The organism is Frigoribacterium sp. CFBP 8759 (genome assembly GCF_014841655.1).
In the GTDB taxonomy this organism is placed as follows: domain Bacteria; phylum Actinomycetota; class Actinomycetes; order Actinomycetales; family Microbacteriaceae; genus Frigoribacterium.
Window position 1 is genome coordinate 706,829 of record NZ_JACYUH010000002.1, and the last position, 16,064, is coordinate 722,892.

The window sequence follows — 16,064 nt, forward strand, 5'->3', positions numbered from 1 at the left end:
TTCCTTCGTCGTCGCTCAGAGAGCGGCGATCGAGTCCTTGGCGGCGGCGACGGCGGCTTCGGTCGTCATGCCGAACTGCTTGAACAGCGTCTTGTAGTCGGCCGAAGCACCGAAGTGCTCGATCGACACGCTGCGACCGGCGTCACCGACGATGCCGCGCCACGGCATGGACACACCGGCCTCGATCGAGACGCGGGCCTTGACGGCGGCCGGGAGGACCGCCTCCTTGTACTCGTCGCTCTGCTCGTCGAACCACTCGATGCTCGGTGCCGAGACGACGCGGGCGTTGATGCCCTCGCCGCGCAGGACCTCACGGGCCTCGACGGCGATCTGCACCTCGGAACCCGTGGCGACGAAGATCACGTCGGGCGTTCCGCCCGGTGCCTCGGCCAGGACGTAGGCGCCCTTCGCCACGTTCTTCGCCGACGCGAAGGTGTCACCCTCGGCGTCACCGGTGCCGCGCTCGAAGACGGGCAGGTTCTGACGGCTGAGCGCGATGCCGGCGGGGCCGTGGTGGCGCTCGAGGATCGTCGCCCAGGCCCAGGCCGTCTCGTTGGCGTCGGCGGGACGCACGACGTCGAGGTCGGGGATCGCGCGGAGCGACGCGAGCTGCTCGATCGGCTGGTGCGTCGGACCGTCCTCGCCCAGGGCCACGGAGTCGTGGGTCCAGACGTAGATCGCCGGGGACTTCATCAGTGCCGCGAGGCGGACCGCCGGGCGCATGTAGTCGCTGAAGATCAGGAACGTGCCACCGAACGGGCGCGTGTTGCCGTGCAGCGTGATGCCGTTGAGGATGGCGCCCATCGCGTGCTCGCGGATGCCGAAGTGCAGAACGCGACCGTAGGGGTCTCCGCTCCACTCGTCGGTCGACCACTCGGTGGGGACGAACGACTTCGAGCCCGTGATCGTCGTCAGGTTCGACTCGGCCAGGTCGGCCGACCCGCCCCAGAGCTCGGGGACCACGCCGGCGAGGGCGTTGATGACCTTGCCGGAGGCGGCGCGGGTGGAGACGTCCTTGCCGGCCTCGAAGACGGGGAGCGCTTCTTCGACGCCCTCGGGCAGCTCGTTCGCGAGGATGCGGTCGAGCATGACCTTCTTGTCGGGGTTGGCCGACGCCCAGGCGGCGAGCTTCTCGTCCCACTCGGCGTGCTGGGCCTGACCGCGCTCGACGGCCTTGCGGGTGTGCTCGAGGACGGCGGGGTCGACGTCGAAGGACTTCTCGGGGTCGAACCCGAGGACCGACTTGAGGCCGGCGACCTCGTCGGCGCCGAGGGCCGAACCGTGGATCTTGCCGGAGTTCTGCTTCTTGGGCGAGGGCCAGCCGATGATCGTCTTGAGGATGATCAGGGAGGGCTTGTCGGTGACGGCCTTGGCCTTCTCGATGGCGTCGTGCAGCTCGGCGACGTCCTCGACGTACTCGCCGGTCTTCTTCCAGTCGACGACCTGGACGTCCCAGTCGTAGGACTCGAAGCGCTTGTGGACGTCCTCGGTGAAGGCGATGTTGGTGTCGTCCTCGATCGAGATCTGGTTCGAGTCGTAGATGGCGACGAGGTTGCCGAGCTTCTGGTGCCCGGCCAGCGACGCGGCCTCGCTCGTGACGCCCTCTTGCATGTCGCCGTCACCGGCGATGACGTACACGAAGTGGTCGAAGGGGCTCGTGCCGGGGGCGGCGTCGGGGTCGAACAGGCCGCGCTCGAAACGGGCGGCGTAGGCGAAGCCCACCGAGCTGGCGAAGCCCTGGCCCAGCGGACCGGTGGTGATCTCGATGCCGTCCGTGTGGCCGTACTCGGGGTGGCCGGGGGTCTTCGAGCCCCAGGTGCGCAGGGCCTCGAGGTCGTCGAGCTCGAGACCGTAGCCGCCCAGGTAGAACTGGATGTACTGCGTCAGCGAGCTGTGGCCGACGGACAGGATGAACCGGTCGCGACCGATCCAGGTGCTGTCGCTCGGGTCACGACGCATGACCTTCTGGAAGAGCAGGTACGCGGCGGGCGCCAGGCTCATCGCGGTGCCGGGGTGACCGTTGCCGACCTTCTCGACCGCGTCGGCCGCGAGGACGCGGACCGTGTCTACTGCTTTGTTGTCAATGGATTCCCATTGCAGATCTGCCACTGGAAGTTGACCCTTCTTGATGCGAACTGCGCGGGGTCGATTCGCTCCCGCGCTGACGTGCGCCTGCCGAGACGTCGTCGGCTGGGTCGCACACACGCCGGGGCGGAGATCGGGACGGTTCGTCCGGTGATTCGGGACCGAGAGGGCGTACGACTGGCAAGCACCTGTAAGTATAGGGACGAACCCCCTTCGCCCGTCCGCATCGGCCGAGGGTTCGCCGTCAGCGTCGACGTTCATCGCCTAGACTCCTTGGGCAAACCGTTCGTCTCGTTAGAGGACTCATGACCGCAGCCGTTGACATCCGCCCCGACACGTCACCCCGGGGCTTCCGTCGCAAGGCTCGGGCGTACGTCGCCCTCACGAAGCCCCGCGTGATGGAGCTCCTGCTCGTCACCACGGCGCCGACGATGTTCCTGGCCCAGGGCGGCATCCCCAACCTGTGGCTCGTCGCCGCGACGCTGATCGGTGGTGCGCTCAGCGCCGGTTCGGCCTCGGCCTTCAACTGCTACATCGATCGCGACATCGACCGCATCATGAAGCGGACGCAGGGCCGACCGCTCGTGACCGGCGAGGTCAGCGACCGCGAGGCGTTGATCTTCTCGTACGTGGTCGGCGTCGCGTCGATCGTCTGGCTCGGCCTGACGGTCAACCTGCTCTCGGCGGCGCTGTCGCTCGGGGCGATCCTCTTCTACGTCGTCGTGTACACGCTCTGGCTGAAGCGCCGCACGCCGCAGAACATCGTGTGGGGCGGCATCGCCGGGTGCATGCCGGTGCTCATCGGCTGGGCCGCCGTCACGAACGACCTGTCCTGGTCGGCCGTCATCCTCTTCATGGTCATCTTCCTCTGGACGCCGCCGCACTACTGGCCGCTGTCGATGAAGTACCGCGACGACTACGCCGCGGCCGACGTCCCCATGCTCGCCGTGGTGCGCGGCCGGTCGATCGTCGGCCTGCAGGTGATCCTCTACGCCTGGGCCACCGTGGTCTGCTCGCTGATCCTCATCCCCGTCGCAGGCATGGGCGTGCTCTACACCGTCGTGGCACTCGCGAGCGGGGCCTGGTTCGTCTGGGAGTCGCACCGGCTCTACAGCCGGGCCATCCAGCACGTCGCCGAGGTCCGTCCGATGCGCGTCTTCCACAGCTCCATCACGTACCTCACGCTCCTGTTCGTCGCCGTCGGGGTCGACCCCCTGCTGCCGTTCTGATCCCGTGAGGCCGTCCGACTGGACCGTCCGTCCGGCGAGCCCGGACGACCTCGAACAGCTGACCGCTCTCAAGCTCGTGGTGCTGCGACCCGAGTTCGAGAGGCTCGGCATCTGGAACCCGGCCCGCCACCGGGCTCGATTCGTCCGCGAGTACGTGGCCGACGAGACACGAGTCGTCGAAGGCGACCAGCGCCTCCTCGGCTGCATCGCCCTTCACCCGGACGGCGACACGACCTGGCTCCGTCACTTCTACCTGGTCGAGGAGGCGCGGGGCCACGGGATCGGGACGACCCTCCTCGCGCAGGCGATCGACTCGGTCACCACGGGGTCGGTCACCCTCGACGTGCTCACGGGAAGCCGAGCCGTGTCGCTCTACGAGCGGACGGGCTTCGTCGTCGTCGAGCAGGACGACGTCGACACCGTCATGCGCCGGGGCTAGACCCCCGGTCGTCCGGGTCAGACGCGGGCGGCGGCCGCCTCGACGATCGGCTCGACCTCGTCGGGAGCCTGGTCGTTGCGCAGCGACAGCACCACGGCGGTCGTCGCGGCCACCAGCAGCGCGGCCAGGACCATGTGACTCCCCACGAGCAGGGGCGGCAGTCCGGAGCGCGCCTGGGTGATGCCGACGGCGATCTGGACGAGTTCGACGCCCAGCAGGGCCACGGGGAACCGACGGGGGAGGCCCGCCTGGACGGTCCAGGCGAGGACCGCCAGGGTGAGAGCGAGGGTCGCGTAGGCCGGCCAGCTGTGGACGTGGTCCATGATCGCCGGGTCGAGGCCGTTGCGGGGGGTCGCCGCATCGCCGGCGTGGGGGCCGGAGCCGGTCGTCAGGACGCCGACGATCACGGTCACGCCGACCACGGCGGCCGTCACGTGGACGAGTCGCGCATAACCACGCGGAGTGGCGGCGTGGTGCCCACGGGGCCCGCGGTACACGCGCCAGAGCAGGGTGGTGGTGAGGGCGACGAGGGCGATCGAGACGACGAAGTGTGCCCCGACGATGTACGGGTTCAGACCGGTGAGGACGGTGATCCCCCCGAGCACGGCCTGGAAGGGGATGCTCAGGCCCTGGACGAGGGTGAGCCAGAAGAAGTCGCGGCGGACCTTCCGCATCCGCAGCACGAAGAGGAAGGCGAGGATGACGACGAGCGTGAGCACGAAGGTCAGGAGGCGGTTGCCGAACTCGATGACCCCGTGGATGCCCATCTCGGGCGTGCTGACGAAGGAGTCGGCGGTGCAGCGTGGCCAGGTGGGGCAGCCGAGCCCTGATCCCGTGAGCCGCACGGCACCTCCCGTGCCGATCAGCAGCACCTGGCAGACGAACGACGCCCACGCGACGAAACGAACCCGGCGATCGACGGTCGTGGGGAGCCACGACCAGGCTCGGGTCAGGACTCCGGTGGCGCCCACCTGTGCGTTGCTCACGACTTGCTGCCTTTCGTCACTTTCGGCGGTCGGCCCTGTAGAATCAACGGGTTCAGGAACACGACCCGGCAGGGTGTCGACGGAGACATCCGAAGGACGTGAGATCCGCAGAAGCGGTACACGGCCTTCATCAACAGTCTAAGCAACGCCACCTGACGTCTCGATCATGTCGAGCGTCGGCGGACGGAGCGGCGGCAGCCGACGTGTTCGACTCGCAGGGCGAGCAGCTGGGCCGCTCCACCACCCGGGGAATGCCGTTCGGCCGACCCGTGTTCGGTCCGGCAGAGAAAGAGGTAGTCATGTCAGACGTGTTGATCGATCGACCCGAGCTCGAGAGCCTGGGGCAGTACGAGTTCGGCTGGTCCGACTCCGACACCGCGGGCGCCTCGGCGCGCCGTGGGGTGTCACACGAGGTCGTCACCGACATCTCGAACTTGAAGAGCGAACCCGAGTGGATGCTCAAGAACAGGCTCAAGGGCCTGACGCTGTTCGAACGCAAGCCCATGCCGACGTGGGGTGCCGACCTGTCGGGCATCGACTTCGACAACATCAAGTACTTCGTCCGGTCGACCGAGAAGCAGGCGACGACCTGGGACGAGCTGCCCGACGACATCAAGAACACCTACGAGAAGCTCGGCATCCCCGAGGCCGAGCGCAACCGCCTCGTCGCCGGCGTCGCCGCCCAGTACGAGTCCGAGGTGGTCTACCACCAGATCCGCGAGGACCTCGAGCAGCAGGGTGTCATCTTCATGGACACCGACACCGCGCTGCGCGAGCACCCCGAACTCTTCCAGGAGTACTTCGGCACGGTCATCCCGGCCGGTGACAACAAGTTCGCCGCACTGAACACCGCCGTGTGGTCGGGCGGCTCGTTCGTGTACGTGCCCAAGGGCGTCCACGTCGAGATCCCGCTCCAGGCGTACTTCCGCATCAACACCGAGAACATGGGTCAGTTCGAGCGGACGCTGATCATCGCCGACGAGGGCAGCTACGTCCACTACATCGAGGGCTGCACGGCCCCGATCTACAAATCGGACTCCCTGCACTCGGCCGTGGTCGAGATCATCGTGAAGAAGAACGCCCGAGTGCGGTACACGACGATCCAGAACTGGTCGAACAACGTGTACAACCTGGTCACCAAGCGGGCGATCGCGCACGAGGGCGCCACCATGGAGTGGATCGACGGCAACATCGGCTCGAAGGTGACGATGAAGTACCCGTCCATCTACCTGGTCGGTGAGCACGCCAAGGGCGAGACCCTGTCCGTGGCCTTCGCGGGCCCCGGTCAGCACCAGGACGCCGGCGCGAAGATGATCCACATGGCGCCTTACACGACGTCGTCCATCGTGTCGAAGTCGATCGCGCGAGGCGGCGGTCGCGCGGGTTACCGTGGCGAGGTGAGAGTCGACGAGGCCGCCCACCACGCGGCCAACACGGTCCGCTGTGACGCCCTGCTCGTCGACACGATCTCTCGTTCCGACACCTACCCCGCGATCGACATCCGCGTCGACGACGTCCAGCTCGGTCACGAGGCGACGGTGTCGCGGGTCAGCGAAGAGCAGCTCTTCTACCTCATGTCACGCGGCATGGCCGAAGACGAGGCCATGGCCATGATCGTCCGTGGCTTCATCGAGCCCATCGCCCGCGAACTCCCGATGGAGTACGCGCTCGAACTCAACAAGCTCATCGAGATGAGCATGGAAGGATCAGTCGGCTAGATGTCCGCCGCAGCACCCACCACCACACCAGAGTCCACCACCACGCCGGGCGTCCAGCACGGCGCGGGTGCCCACAGTGACGGCGGCTGGGGCCTCGTGCCCGTCCAGACGCGTTCCGAGCGGTTCACCTCGGTCGACCCCACGGCGTTCCCCGACGTGACCGGTCGCGAGGTGGACTGGAAGCTCAGTCCGGTGTCGCGCCTCCGTCCGTTGATCGACGGAGACCTCGACGGCTCGCCTTACGCCTACCTGGCCCGCGAGACGCCCGGCGCGACCGTCGAATGGGTCGACCGGTCCGACTCCCGTGTCGGCACGGCGGGCACTCCCGAGGACAAGGCCGCCGCCAACGCGTGGTCGAGCGTCGAGAAGGTGCTCGTCGTGACCCTCGACGGCGACGAACCGTCGGCCATCACCATCGGCCGCTCGGGCCTCGACCGTGAACCACGGGCGGGTCATACGCTGATCCACGCCAAGGCCAACAGCCAGTCCATGGTCGTCCTCCGCAACACCGGATCGGCCCAGCTGGTCGAGAACGTCGAGATCGTCGTGGACGAGGGCGCGCACCTCACCGTCGTCACGCTCCAGGAGTGGGACGACGACGCCGTGCACGTCGCGAGCCACCACGCCCGGATCGGGCGCGACGCCCAGCTGAAGCACTTCGTCGTCAGCCTGGGTGGCTCGGTCGTCCGGGTCAACCCGTCGGCCCACCTGGCCGAGCAGGGCGCGGACGCCGAGCTCTACGGCGTGTACTTCGCGGACGCCGGTCAGCACCTCGAACAGCAGGTGTACGTGAACCACGACGCCCCCAAGACGCGGAGCCGGGTGAACTACAAGGGCGCCCTGCAGGGTGCCGGTGCCCGCACGGTGTGGATCGGCGACGTCCTGATCGGTCGGACGGCACCAGGCACCGACAGCTACGAGCAGAACCGCAACCTAGTGCTGAGCGAGGGCACGCGCGCCGACTCGATCCCGAACCTCGAGATCGAGACCGGCGACATCGAAGGCGCCGGTCACGCCAGCGCGACGGGTCGCTTCGACGACGAGCACCTCTTCTACCTCCAGTCGCGCGGCATCTCCGAGCACGAGGCGCGTCGCCTCGTCGTCCTCGGATTCCTCGTCGAGGTCATCCAGAAGATCGGGGACGCCGACCTGCAGGCCCGCCTCGTGGACGCCATCGAGGTCGAACTGGCCGCGGGCGAGGCGACCTCGACCGAGACGATCGCCTGATGGCGACGAAGGTCTGCGGCGTCGACGACGTCAGCCCCTCCCAGGCCCATCGCGTCGTCGTCGACGGCGTCGCGATCGCCGTCGTGAAGGACAGCGCCGGCACGATCCACGCCATCGGCGACACCTGCACCCACGGCGACATCTCGCTCTCCGAGGGCTTCGTCGAGGACGACACCCTCGAATGCTGGGCCCACGGCTCGAAATTCGAGCTCACCACCGGCAAGCCGCTCACGCTGCCCGCCTACGAACCCGTACCGGTCTTCTCGGTCTCCGTCATCGACGGCGAGGTGTACGTCGACACCACCTCGACCTCCACCGACGCCGCACAGTAAAGGAACAGAACGCATGTCCACTCTCGAGATCCGTGACCTCAAGGTCAGCATCGACACCGACGCCGGCCCCAAGCCCATCCTCAAGGGCGTCGACCTCACCATCAACGAGGGCGAGATCCACGCCGTCATGGGCCCCAACGGCTCGGGCAAGTCGACGCTCGCCTACACGATCGCCGGCCACCCCCGCTACAACGTCGACGGCGGATCGATCCTGCTCGACGGTCGCGAGGTGCTCGAGATGAGCGTCGACGAGCGTGCCAAGGCGGGCCTCTTCCTCGCCATGCAGTACCCCGTCGAGATCCCCGGCGTCACGGTCTCGAACTTCCTCCGGACGGCCAAGACGGCCCTGGACGGAGAGGCCCCCGCGATCCGCGGCTGGATCAAGGACCTCCGCGAGTCGATGACCGCCCTCAAGATGGACTCGGCCTTCGCCGAGCGCAACGTCAACGAGGGTTTCTCGGGTGGCGAGAAGAAGCGCCACGAGATCATGCAACTCGAACTGCTTAAGCCGAAGTTCGCCGTCCTCGACGAGACCGACTCCGGTCTGGACGTCGACGCCCTCAAGATCGTGTCCGAGGGTGTCAACCGCGCGAAGGCCAACACCGGCCTCGGTCTGTTGCTCATCACGCACTACACGCGCATCCTCCGTTACATCAAGCCCGACTTCGTCCACGTCTTCGTCGACGGCCACGTCGCCGACGAGGGCGGCCCCGAGCTGGCCGACCGTCTCGAGAACGAGGGCTACGACCGGTACGTGACGGCCGCCGCCGCCGAGGCCGCCGCGACCTCGGCGGTCTGACCATGGCCGTCGCACTCAGCCCCGAGAAGTTCGACCAGACCATCGAGGCCCTGAAAGAGGTCGTCGACCCCGAGCTGGGCGTCAACATCGTCGACCTCGGTCTCATCTACGACCTGGCGATGGACGAAGAGCACGAGAACGCCCTCATCATCAGCATGACGCTCACGAGTGCAGGCTGCCCGTTGACGGACGTCATCGAGGGTGACACGGCCAACGCCCTCGACGGGGTCGTGGACGCGTTCCGCATCAACTGGGTGTGGATGCCGCCGTGGGGCCCCGACCGCATCACGGACGACGGACGCGACATGATGCGAGCCATCGGGTTCTCCATCTGAGAGTCGCCCGACGACGACACGACGAAGCCCCGCCCCTCCGAGAGGGGCGGGGCTTCGTCGTCGCGTCCCTCGCCGAGCACGCCGAGGGAGCGGGAGGCGGCTAGTCGCCGATGCGCTTCAGAGCACGCCAGGCGAGGGGCAGGGCCGCCGCCGCGATCAGCCACTTGGCGATCCCGCCCACGATGAACGGGTACAGACCGGCGGCGAGGACGCTCGGCAGGTCGTTCGGCAGGCCCAGCGATCCGAGCACGACGGCCAGGTAGGGGAGGCCCACGGCGAAGGGGATCAGGCTCGCGAGGAAGAACGCGGCGGCAGAACGCCACCATTTCTTGTCCCACTCGCGCTCGGAGAGCCAGCCGATGACGGCAGCCGCCACGACGAATCCGATGACGAAGCCGAAGCTCGGCTTGAGGACGCTGAGGGGACCGCCCGAGAACTCGGCGAAGATCGGCAGGCCGGCGACTCCCAGCACGAGGTAGGTGGCCAACGACAGCGCCCCTCGACGGGCCCCGAGGGAGGCGCCGACGAGCATGACGCCGAGCGTCTGTCCCGTGACGGGCACCGGCCAGAGCGGCACCTGGACCTGCGCGAGCGCCGAGACGACGGCGACTCCACCGAGGACGAGGGCCACGTCGGCGGCGGCGCCCCGGGCCACCAGACGGTCGGCGAGGACCGGCCGTGAGGTCGATGCGGCAGTGTTCGTCATGGGGACTCCTAGAATGGGTAGGTTGATCGGCCGAGCGGCTGGTCGGCAGCGCAGTGCTGCGACCCTCTCCACACGACGTCCCCATCTTATGGGCGGCCCCCTTCCGGGCCCCGTTGTGGACTCCTCACCAATCGATTGGACATCTGCTGTGCTCTCCGTGCACGATCTCGAGATCCGCGTCGGCGCGCGCCTCCTCATGGCCGACGTCTCGTTCCGGGTCGACCGGGGCGACAAGATCGGCCTCGTCGGCCGCAACGGCGCCGGCAAGACGACCATGACCAAGACGCTGGCCGGCGAGACCCTCCCGACGGGCGGCAAGATCGAACGCTCCGGCGAGATCGGCTACCTGCCGCAGGACCCCCGCAGCGGCAACCCCGAAGACCTCGCCCGGACGCGCATCCTCGACGCCCGAGGTCTCGGCCAGTTGCTGCTCGGCATCCAGGAAGCGACCCTGGCCATGGGCGACCCCGACCCCGCCGTCGCCGCCCGCGCCATGAAGCGCTACGGCGACCTCGACGACCAGTTCAACGCGCTCGGCGGGTACGCGGCCGAGGCCGAGGCGGCCTCCATCGCGAGCAACCTCAGCCTGCCCGACCGCATCCTCGACCAGCCCCTGTCGACGTTGTCGGGTGGCCAGCGCCGGCGCATCGAACTGGCCCGCATCCTCTTCTCGGCCGCCGACACGATGATCCTCGACGAGCCGACGAACCACCTCGACGCCGATTCGGTCGTCTGGCTGCGCGAGTACCTGAAGACCTACCAGGGCGGCGTCATCGTGATCAGCCACGACATCGAACTCGTCGAGGAGGTCGTCAACCGCGTCTTCTACCTGGACGCCAATCGACAGGCGATCGACGTCTACAACATGGGTTGGCGGAACTACCAGCGACAGCGCGCCGCCGACGAGGAGCGCCGCAAGAAAGAGCGCTCGAACGCCGAGAAGCAGGCCTCGGCCCTGCAGAAGCAGGCGGCCCGGTTCGGCGCCAAGGCGTCGAAGGCCGCTGCGGCCCACCAGATGGTGGCTCGGGCCGAGAAGCTCCTCTCGGGACTGGACGAGGTCCGCGCGGTCGACCGCGTGGCGAAGCTGCGCTTCCCGACGCCGGTCGCGTGTGGCAAGACGCCGCTGATGGCCTCGAACCTCTCGAAGAGCTACGGTTCCCTCGAGATCTTCACGGCCGTGGACCTCGCCATCGACCGCGGCTCGAAGGTCGTCATCCTGGGCCTGAACGGTGCGGGCAAGACGACCCTGCTCCGCATCCTCGCCGGGGTCGACGCTCCCGACACCGGGCAGCTCGAGCCGGGCCACGGGCTGCGGGTCGGCTACTACGCCCAGGAGCACGAGACGATCGACGTCAAGCGCAGCGTCCTCGAGAACATGGTGTCCTCCTCTCCGAACATCACCGAGATGGAGGCGCGACGCGTGTTGGGCTCGTTCCTCTTCACGGGCGACGACTCGGCGAAGCCGGCCGGCGTGCTGTCCGGGGGCGAGAAGACCCGCCTGGCGCTGGCCATGATCGTCGTCTCGGGGGCGAACGTCCTGCTGCTCGACGAGCCCACCAACAACCTCGACCCCGCGAGCCGACTCGAGATCCTCGACGCCCTGAGCAACTACGAGGGTGCCGTTGTCCTCGTGAGCCACGACGAGGGCGCCGTCGAGGCCCTGAACCCCGAGCGCGTGCTGATCATGCCCGAAGGCACCGAGGACCACTGGACCCCGGACTACTCCGACCTGATCAACCTGGCCTGACCCGGGCACCGGCCCAAGCCCCAGGCCCCAGGCTCCCGGCCCTGGGTGCCGTGGGGCCCCGGTCCACCCGGTCCCGGCCGGCGGTCCGGTCAGCGGTGAGCGCCGTCCAGGATCTCGTCCTCGACGTCGTTGTCGTGGCGGGGTCGGGCGTCACGACGGCGCTGGCGTTCTGCCTCGCGTTCGACGAGTTCGTCGTCGTCCGCGTTCTGGTTGCGGTACTCCTGGCGGAACACGTAGAACAGGAACCCGAAGGCACCGACCGCGAACATGAGCCACTGGACGAAGTACGACAGGTTGAGACCGGTGTCGATCTCGGGCTTCGAGGACGGCACGGGTGCCGTTGCCGGCGCGGGGCTCTCGCTGACGACCAGACCGTAGGCGCTCGAGTAGACGGGCTGCCCGACTCGCGACTCGACCTCGCTGAGTTGGATGGTCGCGATCTGGTTCGTCCCGGGGACGCCCGTGCGGTCGCCCAGTGCCGGCTCTCCCGGCTTCAGACGTGCGACCACGGTGACGTCGCCCGAGGGAGGCGCCGGCACGACGTCGGGGGAGTCCTGGGCGTTGCCCGTGGGCACCCAACCGCGGTCCACCACGAAGACGTCGCCCTGGGTGGTCCAGAACGGGACGAGGACCTCGAAGCCGGGTTGGCCGTTGAGCGGGCGGTTGCGGACCAGCAACTCGTCGTCGGTGAGGTAGCGCCCCGTCATCTCGACCGGTTGCCACTCCTGGGCCGCGTCGTAGGACGACAGCTCGGGCAGGGCCTGGTGGAGGGGGACCGGGTCGGCGTCGTAGGTCTGCTCGAGCTGGTGCACGACCGCGAGCTTCTCGTCGTGTCGAGACCACTGCCAGTGCGCGAGGAACACGCAGATGATCGCGAACGCGACGGCGACGGCGAGGTAGCCCAGCCATCTGCGGGAGAGGGCGAAGCGGATGTTCGTCACCGCGCCTCCGTTCCGACCTGTTCGACGACCTCTGACACCCCCGTCACGACGACCGGGAAGTCACGTGCCGCGAGGAACTCGCGCAGGAAGTCGACGTGCTCGTCGCATGCCGACCACACCTTGACCCGGTCGATGCCGTGGATCTTGGGGTTGCGCCAGTGGACATTATGCCGTGCCTCGGCTCGACACGAGGCGCGAGAGCACTGGACGCCGACGGGATCGAGACCGAGCATCAGACGGTGCGCCGATCGTGGTCGGGCTCGCCGGGGACGTCGTCGGACGGGTCGGCGGGGCCCGCAGGACCGGCGTCGCCGTCGACCACCGTCGGTCGGAACGGCGCCTGGGGCTCGCGGTACAGCTCGATGCCGCCGGGGCTCTCGACCGCGTCGCCGGACTCGTGACCGACGTTGGCGAACACCACGGCGATGTACGGGATGACGACGGCACCGATGACGGGCAACAACGTCCACCACCCGAGGGGGAAGACGAAGCAGAGGGCGATGCAGACCAACCTGATGCCCATCGCCACCAGGTACTTGACCATGCGGGAGTGCCGGTCGTCGGTGGGGGAGGGGGGCAGGGACGTGATCGTGTTCGAGGCCTTCACGGGGCACACCTCGATGTCGGGAGGAGGGTGGACGCACCACGGACGGGTGCCGGATCGATCTCGGGGACCAGACGTCCGGGGGACCGCCTCGATCCTAAGACCCGGGTCCGACAGTAGGCTGGTCGGCGGCCTGCCGATCACAGGTTCGCCGTGAGTCCGCCGCACCGAGCGGTGGCCGTCGAGATCGCCCCCGAGGAGACCACCCATGACCACGCCCCGCACCGTCCTCGTCACCGGCGGCAACCGAGGCATCGGCTTCGCCATCGCGGAGGAGTTCGTCGCCCAGGGACACCGCGTCGCCGTCACCGCCCGGAGCGGTCAGGGCCCCGAGGGCACGCTGACCGTCGTCGCCGACGTCACCGACGCCGCCTCGATCGACGCGGCCTTCAGCACCGTCGAGGCCGAGCTCGGCCCGGTCGAGGTCGTCGTGGCCAACGCCGGGATCACGAAGGACGGTCTGCTCATGCGCATGACCGAGGACGACTTCACCTCGGTCGTCGACACGAACCTCGGTGGGGCCTTCCGCGTCGTGAAGCGGGCGTCCAAGGGCATGCTCAAGGCCCGCTTCGGCCGCATCGTGCTCGTGTCGAGCGTGGTCGGCCTCTACGGCGGACCGGGTCAGGCCAACTACGCGGCCTCGAAGGCGGGCCTCGTCGGCTTCGCCCGCTCCCTGACCCGCGAGCTCGGTGCCCGCGGCATCACCGCCAACGTGGTGGCCCCCGGCTTCGTCGAGACCGACATGACCGCCGTCCTCCCCGAGGCTCAGCAGGCCGAGTACAAGAAGAGCATCCCCGCCGGCCGGTACGGCACCACGGCCGAGGTCGCGAAGACGATCACGTGGCTCGCGGGCGACGACGCCGCCTACATCTCGGGTGCCGTGATCCCCGTCGACGGCGGCCTCGGCATGGGCCACTAGGCCCACCGGGCAGGAGGCGCGGGTCGACCACCGACGGGCGCCCGCCTCGTCCGGTGGCTCAGCCCCGGAGCCCGAGCAGGGGCAGCACCTGGGACAGGTCGTTCGTCCCGACGACCACGTCGGCGCGCTCCCGGACCCGCGGCTTGGCGTTGAACGCCACCGAGAGCCCTGCCACGGCCATCATCTCGAGGTCGTTGGCCCCGTCGCCGACCGCGACGGTGTGCGCGAGGTCGACCCGCGCCTCCTCGGCCCATCCGCGAAGAGCGGCGGCCTTGGCGTGCGCGTCGATCACGGGACCGGAGACCCGTCCGGTCAGCCTGCCCCCACGGAGCTCGAGGCGGTTGGCCCGGCGGAAGTCGAGCCCCAGGTCGTCCGCGAGCGGGTCGAGGGTCTCGTGGAACCCACCGGACACGACGCCCACCAGACCGTCGGCGGCATGGACGCCGTCGACGAGTTCACGGACGCCGCGGGTCGGCGTGAGGTGCGCTCGGACCTCGGCGAGGACCGATTCGGGCAGACCCTCGAGGGTCGCGACGCGCTCGGCGAGACTCGAGGCGAAGTCCAGCTCGCCGGCCATGGCCCGGGAGGTCACGTCCTCGACGTGCGCCCGGGAGCCGGCGGCGTCGGCGAGGAGTTCGATGACCTCGTCCTCGATCAGGGTGGAGTCGACGTCGAGGACGATGAGGAAACGCGGCACGCCGACAGCCTAGGGCCGCCGACGCACCGCGCCGCTCGTGTGACTCCGGGCGTCTACTGGTCGACCCGGACGCCCTTGCCGACCACCGTGATGCCGGAGGGCGTGACGGTGAACCCGCGGGCCCGGTCGGCCTCGGGATCGACGCCGACGGAGGCGCCGGCCGCGATGACGACGTCCTTGTCGAGGATCGCCCGGTTGACGACGGCGTTCGGGCCGACGTGGGCCCGCTCGAAGACCACCGAGTCGACGACCCGCGAGCCGCTGTCGAGGGTGCACCATGGCCCCAGGACGCTGCGCTCCACGTGCGCTCCCGAGAGCAACGAACCGAGCGACACGATCGAGTCGATCGTCGTGCCGAGGTTGCCGTGGCCGTCGCGGACGAACTTCGCGGGGGGCGAGTTGAGCTGCTGGCTGAAGATCGGCCAGTCGGTGTTGTAGAGGTTGAAGATCGGCAGGGCCGAGATCAGGTCGCGGTGCGCGTCGTAGAACGAGTCGATGGTGCCGACGTCGCGCCAGTAGTAGCGGTCGCGCTCGGTCGACCCGGGCACCTCGTTGCGGTTGAGGTCGTACACCGCCGCGTCGCCCCGGGAGACGAAGTCGGGGACGATGTCCCCGCCCATGTCGTGGTTGGAGTCGGGCTTCTCGCCGTCGCGCAGCACGGCGTCGATCAGGACGTCCGCATCGAAGACGTAGTTGCCCATCGACGCGAGGATCTCGTCGGGGGAGTCCGGCAGGCCCGTGGCGTCGGTCGGCTTCTCGAGGAACCGGCCGATGCGGGTCGGGTCGTCCGAGTCGACCTCGATCACGCCGAACTGGTCGGCCAGCGAGATGGGCTGACGGATGGCGGCGACGGTGACCCCGGCGCCCGAGGCGATGTGCGCCTCGATCATCTGCGAGAAGTCCATGCGGTAGACGTGGTCGGCACCCACCACGACGACGATGTCGGGCTTCTCGTCACGCAGGAGGTTCAGGCTCTGCAGGATCGCGTCTGCGCTGCCGGCGAACCATCGCTTGCCGAGCCGCTGCTGGGCCGGGACCGAGGCGACGTAGGCACCCAGCAGGCCCTCGATGCTCCAGGTCTGCGACACGTGGCGGTCGAGGCTGTGCGACTTGTACTGGGTCAGGACGACGATCTGCCGGAGACCCGAGTTGATCAGGTTCGACAGGGCGAAGTCGATGAGACGGTAGTTGCCACCGAACGGGACAGCGGGTTTCGCGCGGTCGGCGGTCAGCGGCATCAGGCGTTTGCCCTCGCCACCAGCCAGGACGATGCCGAAGATCTTCTTTGATGCCATGGGGC

At 68.7% G+C, this 16,064-nt stretch carries 17 protein-coding genes; 9 read left to right on the top strand and 8 right to left on the bottom strand.

Features of this window, described 5'->3' with window-relative positions:
• Positions 1–15 precede the first annotated feature (15 nt).
• Positions 16–2,109 carry a transketolase gene (gene tkt, locus IFT79_RS08570; protein WP_192123647.1) on the bottom strand — a complete coding sequence of 698 codons (2,094 nt, stop codon included), beginning with the start codon at positions 2,107–2,109 and terminating at the stop codon, positions 16–18.
• Positions 2,110–2,390: 281 nt separating this feature from the next.
• Here tkt and IFT79_RS08575 point away from each other — a divergent pair, with 281 nt between their 5' ends.
• Both IFT79_RS08575 and IFT79_RS08580 read left to right on the top strand, forming a co-directional pair.
• Complete coding sequence (locus IFT79_RS08575) at positions 2,391–3,314, top strand: heme o synthase (RefSeq protein ID WP_192123649.1); 924 nt, start codon at positions 2,391–2,393, stop codon at positions 3,312–3,314.
• A gap of 4 nt (positions 3,315–3,318) precedes the next feature.
• Positions 3,319–3,753 (top strand): GNAT family N-acetyltransferase, encoded by a 435-nt coding sequence (locus IFT79_RS08580; RefSeq protein WP_159826596.1) that lies wholly within the window; start codon positions 3,319–3,321, stop codon positions 3,751–3,753.
• A 17-nt stretch (positions 3,754–3,770) separates the two neighbouring features.
• On the opposite strand, the gene IFT79_RS08585 is transcribed toward IFT79_RS08580, so the two are convergent.
• Positions 3,771–4,739 carry a COX15/CtaA family protein gene (locus IFT79_RS08585; protein ID WP_342211799.1) on the bottom strand — a complete coding sequence of 323 codons (969 nt, stop codon included), beginning with the start codon at positions 4,737–4,739 and terminating at the stop codon, positions 3,771–3,773.
• Positions 4,740–5,038: 299 nt separating this feature from the next.
• Here IFT79_RS08585 and sufB point away from each other — a divergent pair, with 299 nt between their 5' ends.
• Genes sufB through IFT79_RS08610 form a run of 5 tightly spaced genes read left to right on the top strand, consistent with a single transcriptional unit; the run spans position 5,039 to position 9,150 of the window.
• Positions 5,039–6,457 (top strand): Fe-S cluster assembly protein SufB, encoded by a 1,419-nt coding sequence (gene sufB, locus IFT79_RS08590; RefSeq protein WP_192123651.1) that lies wholly within the window; start codon positions 5,039–5,041, stop codon positions 6,455–6,457.
• Complete coding sequence (gene sufD, locus IFT79_RS08595; RefSeq protein WP_082460223.1) at positions 6,458–7,684, top strand: Fe-S cluster assembly protein SufD; 1,227 nt, start codon at positions 6,458–6,460, stop codon at positions 7,682–7,684.
• Positions 7,684–8,016, top strand: a complete 333-nt coding sequence (locus IFT79_RS08600) for a non-heme iron oxygenase ferredoxin subunit (protein WP_082460222.1) — start codon at positions 7,684–7,686, stop codon at positions 8,014–8,016. Before sufD ends, IFT79_RS08600 begins: the two co-directional genes overlap by 1 nt.
• 13 nt (positions 8,017–8,029) lie before the next feature.
• The gene (gene sufC / locus IFT79_RS08605) at positions 8,030–8,815 is read left to right on the top strand and encodes a Fe-S cluster assembly ATPase SufC (RefSeq protein ID WP_056045210.1); all 786 of its coding nucleotides are present in this window, start codon (positions 8,030–8,032) and stop codon (positions 8,813–8,815) included.
• A gap of 2 nt (positions 8,816–8,817) precedes the next feature.
• Positions 8,818–9,150 (top strand): metal-sulfur cluster assembly factor, encoded by a 333-nt coding sequence (locus IFT79_RS08610; RefSeq protein ID WP_043594998.1) that lies wholly within the window; start codon positions 8,818–8,820, stop codon positions 9,148–9,150.
• 100 nt (positions 9,151–9,250) lie between these two features.
• On the opposite strand, the gene IFT79_RS08615 is transcribed toward IFT79_RS08610, so the two are convergent.
• Positions 9,251–9,856 carry a biotin transporter BioY gene (locus IFT79_RS08615; protein WP_056045207.1) on the bottom strand — a complete coding sequence of 202 codons (606 nt, stop codon included), beginning with the start codon at positions 9,854–9,856 and terminating at the stop codon, positions 9,251–9,253.
• 148 nt (positions 9,857–10,004) lie between these two features.
• On the opposite strand from IFT79_RS08615, the gene IFT79_RS08620 reads away from it, so the two are divergent.
• The gene (locus tag IFT79_RS08620; RefSeq protein WP_056045204.1) at positions 10,005–11,603 is read left to right on the top strand and encodes an ABC-F family ATP-binding cassette domain-containing protein; all 1,599 of its coding nucleotides are present in this window, start codon (positions 10,005–10,007) and stop codon (positions 11,601–11,603) included.
• 89 nt (positions 11,604–11,692) lie between these two features.
• On the opposite strand, the gene IFT79_RS08625 is transcribed toward IFT79_RS08620, so the two are convergent.
• From IFT79_RS08625 to IFT79_RS16360, 3 genes are read right to left on the bottom strand one after another with little or no spacing between them, the layout of a single operon-like run.
• Complete coding sequence (locus IFT79_RS08625; RefSeq protein WP_192123653.1) at positions 11,693–12,544, bottom strand: SURF1 family cytochrome oxidase biogenesis protein; 852 nt, start codon at positions 12,542–12,544, stop codon at positions 11,693–11,695.
• On the bottom strand, positions 12,541–12,777 hold the full coding sequence (locus IFT79_RS08630) for a hypothetical protein (protein WP_056045199.1): 237 nt from the start codon (positions 12,775–12,777) through the stop codon (positions 12,541–12,543). The genes IFT79_RS08625 and IFT79_RS08630 overlap by 4 nt, the downstream gene beginning before the upstream one ends.
• Positions 12,777–13,151, bottom strand: coding sequence for a DUF3099 domain-containing protein (locus IFT79_RS16360; protein WP_236556971.1), 375 nt, complete (start codon positions 13,149–13,151; stop codon positions 12,777–12,779). Before IFT79_RS16360 ends, IFT79_RS08630 begins: the two co-directional genes overlap by 1 nt.
• A gap of 205 nt (positions 13,152–13,356) precedes the next feature.
• Here IFT79_RS16360 and fabG point away from each other — a divergent pair, with 205 nt between their 5' ends.
• Positions 13,357–14,067 (top strand): 3-oxoacyl-ACP reductase FabG, encoded by a 711-nt coding sequence (gene fabG, locus IFT79_RS08640; RefSeq protein ID WP_056045191.1) that lies wholly within the window; start codon positions 13,357–13,359, stop codon positions 14,065–14,067.
• A gap of 58 nt (positions 14,068–14,125) precedes the next feature.
• Here fabG and serB read toward each other — a convergent pair whose 3' ends face one another.
• Positions 14,126–14,764, bottom strand: a complete 639-nt coding sequence (gene serB, locus IFT79_RS08645) for a phosphoserine phosphatase SerB (RefSeq protein ID WP_123570066.1) — start codon at positions 14,762–14,764, stop codon at positions 14,126–14,128.
• A gap of 53 nt (positions 14,765–14,817) precedes the next feature.
• The gene (locus IFT79_RS08650) at positions 14,818–16,059 is read right to left on the bottom strand and encodes a glucose-1-phosphate adenylyltransferase (RefSeq protein ID WP_054146106.1); all 1,242 of its coding nucleotides are present in this window, start codon (positions 16,057–16,059) and stop codon (positions 14,818–14,820) included.
• Positions 16,060–16,064 lie beyond the last annotated feature (5 nt).

Bases quoted from the DNA above. Each gene is read 5' to 3' on its own strand.
- IFT79_RS08615 (WP_056045207.1), bottom strand. From the start codon at position 9,856: ATGACGAACACTGCCGCATCGACCTCACGGCCGGTCCTCGCCGACCGT.
- IFT79_RS08650 (WP_054146106.1), bottom strand. From the start codon at position 16,059: ATGGCATCAAAGAAGATCTTCGGCATCGTCCTGGCTGGTGGCGAGGGC.
- IFT79_RS08575 (WP_192123649.1), top strand. From the start codon at position 2,391: ATGACCGCAGCCGTTGACATCCGCCCCGACACGTCACCCCGGGGCTTC.
- IFT79_RS08610 (WP_043594998.1), top strand. From the start codon at position 8,818: ATGGCCGTCGCACTCAGCCCCGAGAAGTTCGACCAGACCATCGAGGCC.
- IFT79_RS08630 (WP_056045199.1), bottom strand. From the start codon at position 12,777: ATGCTCGGTCTCGATCCCGTCGGCGTCCAGTGCTCTCGCGCCTCGTGT.
- fabG (WP_056045191.1), top strand. From the start codon at position 13,357: ATGACCACGCCCCGCACCGTCCTCGTCACCGGCGGCAACCGAGGCATC.
- sufC (WP_056045210.1), top strand. From the start codon at position 8,030: ATGTCCACTCTCGAGATCCGTGACCTCAAGGTCAGCATCGACACCGAC.
- sufD (WP_082460223.1), top strand. From the start codon at position 6,458: ATGTCCGCCGCAGCACCCACCACCACACCAGAGTCCACCACCACGCCG.
- IFT79_RS08600 (WP_082460222.1), top strand. From the start codon at position 7,684: ATGGCGACGAAGGTCTGCGGCGTCGACGACGTCAGCCCCTCCCAGGCC.
- sufB (WP_192123651.1), top strand. From the start codon at position 5,039: ATGTCAGACGTGTTGATCGATCGACCCGAGCTCGAGAGCCTGGGGCAG.